Here is a 3,202-nt window from a genome sequence, read left to right on the forward strand (position 1 = left end):
GTTTTTTAGGTTTAATTCAGGCTGATTGATAAGACAAAGACCATACACCGGCTTCCTATAACACTGCCCTACCGCGACAGTTTGCGCCACTTTTGAAACGGCGTTTCCTCCTCAACCCACTTTAAGGAACATCATGGCTTCGCGCGATTTATACCCACAGGAAATTTTACAGGTTGTTCTCGACAAAAGCTGCGCCAAAGCACAATCCAGCATCCCTACACTGGCAATCTTAAGCGTTTTGGCCGGCGGATACATCGGCTTCGGTTATCTTGCCTATTTAAAAGTAGTCAGCGGCATTCCGCACGAATGGGGCGGAGTTGCGACTTTACTCGGTGCCGCCGTGTTCCCAATCGCTTTGATTTGTATCCTGCTTGGCGGTGGCGAGCTGGTAACCAGCAATATGATGATTATGTCTTTAGGCAGATTGGCCGGACGGATTTCCTCCAAAATGCTGCTGCGCAACTGGGTTATCGTCTGCATGGGCAATTTGGTAGGCACGCTGGCAATGGCTTTTTTCCTTGGATACTATGTCGGCATGATTGAAGGCAGCGTGGCAGAAAAAACCATTGCTGTGGCGGAAGCAAAAGTCCATATGGATTTCGGCCGCGCTTTTGTATCGGCAGTCGCATGTAACTGGATGGTCTGCATGGGCGCGTGGCTGCATTTTGCCGCTAAAAACACAACTGGACGAATGCTGGCCATTTGGTTCCCCGTCATGATTTTCGTATTAAACGGCTTCCAACACCTTGTCGCCAATATGTTCGTTATCCCAGCGGGTATTTTGGCAGGTGCAAACATCACATGGGGGCAGTTTTTCTTCAACATGATTCCCGTATTCCTGGGCAATGTCATCGGTGGCGCATCCTTTGTCGGCGCATCTTATCTTTATACTTATAGAGACACGCTGAAAGATAGTACCGAATAGTCCTGCTTTAGAAACAACAAAACCTGCTTTGAGAAAGCAGGTTTTGTTTCAGACGCCATTGGTATTAAGTTTTAAAATCCATTCGGACACATTATTCAGATAAATCATCCAAACGAAAAAAGAGTCGTTTTTAAAACGGCTCTTTCCAATTTTTTGGTCGGAGTGAAAGGATTCGAACCTTCGACCCCTTGCACCCCATGCAAGTGCGCTACCAGACTGCGCCACACTCCGACTCGATAAGCTGTGAATTTTAGTTTCAAACGCTGATTTTGACAAGTGCTTTTTAGAAAAGGAAATTTACTCGTTTGAAAACATTTGAATTATTTGTAAGCAAAAAAAGGCCGTCTGAAATCATTCAGACGGCCTTTGATTATTCAGTCAAATATCAAGCTTCAACCGGAATAATACCGATTTTTGCCTGCCATTGTTTTGGTGCAATGGCGTGAACCGATTCACCATTGCTATCCACCGCAACGGTAACAGGCATGTCTTTGACTTCAAATTCGTAAATCGCTTCCATGCCCAATTCTGGGAACGCCAAGACTTTAGATGCTTTAATGGCTTTGGCAACCAGATATGCCGCGCCACCGACAGCCATTAGATAAACTGCTTTGTTATCGGCAATGGCTTGGCAAGTTGCTGCGCCGCGTTCGGATTTGCCGATCATACCCAAGAGGCCGGTTTGTTCCAGCATTTGACGGGTAAATTTATCCATACGGGTGGAAGTAGTCGGACCGGCTGGGCCAACAACTTCGTCACGGACTGGATCAACCGGGCCAACGTAGTAAATCAGTTTGTTGATGAAATCTACCGGCAATTCTTCGCCTTTGTTGAGCATATCAACCAAACGTTTGTGCGCGGCATCGCGGCCGGTCAGGATTTTACCGTTCAGCAACAATACATCGCCGGTTTTCCATGTGGCCACTTCTTCTTTGGTCAGATTGTTGACATCGACACGTTTACCGTTGTCAGGGCTGTAAGTCAGATCCGGCCAGTCTTCCAAAGACGGGGCTTCCAGTTTGGCCGGGCCTGAGCCGTCCAATTCAAATTCGATGTGGCGAGTTGCCGCGCAGTTTGGAATCATGGCAATCGGTTTGGAAGCCGCGTGGGTTGGGTAGTCAAGGATTTTGACATCCAGTACGGTACTCAAACCGCCCAAACCTTGTGCGCCGATGCCCAAGGCATTTACTTTTTTGTAGAGTTCCAAGCGCAGGGCTTCGGTTGTAGACAATTCTGCACCTGAATCGGCTTTTTCTTTGAGCTCCTGAATATCGATATGGCTCATCAGGCTTTCTTTGGCCATCAACACTGCTTTTTCAGGCGTACCGCCGATACCGATACCCAAGATGCCCGGAGGACACCAGCCGGCACCCATTTGAGGAACGGTTTTCAATACCCAATCAACAATATTGTCTGAAGGATTGAGCATGGCAACTTTAGTTTTGTTTTCAGAACCGCCGCCTTTGGCTGCGCAAGTGACTTCGACTTTGTCGCCTTTTACGATTTCCATATGTACAACGGCAGGGGTGTTGTCTTTGGTATTTTGACGTTTGCCAGCCGGATCGGCCAATACGGAGGCGCGCAGTTTGTTGTCAGGATAGGTGTATGCACGGCGTACGCCTTCGTTAACCATTTCCTGTACGCTCATCTCGGCATCCCACTGTACATCCATGCCTACTTTCAAGAATACGGTCGCAATACCGGTATCCTGACAAATCGGACGGTGGCCTTCAGCACACATACGGCTATTGACCAAAATCTGCGCCATCGCATCTTTGGCGGCAGGGTTTTCTTCTTTTTGATAAGCCTTATACAAAGCCTGGATGTAGTCTTTAGGATGGTAGTAGCTGATGAATTGGAAAGCATCGAAAATACTTTGGATAAAGTCTTCTTGCTTGATGACGGTCATGATTGTGTTCCTTTTCGGGAGTCATGGTAGGGAGGATTTGTTTATTTCTTAAGAGACCGATTTTTTCAGACGGCCTTCAATAGTGTAATAGTGCTTTCAAATGAATGACCCAGACAATATCATTTTCATACCTTCTTGATTTAAATGAAATTTAATATCGTATTAAATCACTTGGTTATTGATAATCTATATCTACTGACCATTCACTTACATAGAAATAAAATTACATTATTTTTTAAATGATATTCTAATTGCCAGGCCTTCTGAAAATATTTGCCTTAAGCATCTAAAAAAGAAATTTAGTAGCCTGTATTTAAAAGGGAATTATCTAAATTTCAGACGGCCTTTCTTATTCTCCAATACAATAC

Annotated in this window: 2 protein-coding genes and 1 tRNA gene; 1 reads left to right on the top strand and 2 read right to left on the bottom strand. The window is 45.5% G+C overall.

All coding sequences use genetic code 11. The annotated features are described in order from the left end of the window. Nucleotides 1–133: 133 nt before the first annotated feature. Nucleotides 134–925 (top strand): formate/nitrite transporter family protein, encoded by a 792-nt coding sequence (locus tag ACTHUM_RS11010; protein WP_070460278.1) that lies wholly within the window; start codon nt 134–136, stop codon nt 923–925. Nucleotides 926–1,079: 154 nt separating this feature from the next. On the opposite strand, the gene ACTHUM_RS11015 is transcribed toward ACTHUM_RS11010, so the two are convergent. Both ACTHUM_RS11015 and ACTHUM_RS11020 read right to left on the bottom strand, forming a co-directional pair. Next, nucleotides 1,080–1,156, bottom strand: a tRNA-Pro gene (locus ACTHUM_RS11015). A gap of 154 nt (nt 1,157–1,310) precedes the next feature. Then, nucleotides 1,311–2,834: a fumarate hydratase gene (locus tag ACTHUM_RS11020; RefSeq protein ID WP_070460281.1), complete on the bottom strand. Its 1,524-nt coding sequence runs from the start codon at nt 2,832–2,834 to the stop codon at nt 1,311–1,313. Between the last annotated feature and the right edge of the window lie 368 nt (nt 2,835–3,202).

The organism is Neisseria sp. P0021.S006, assembly GCF_051956895.1.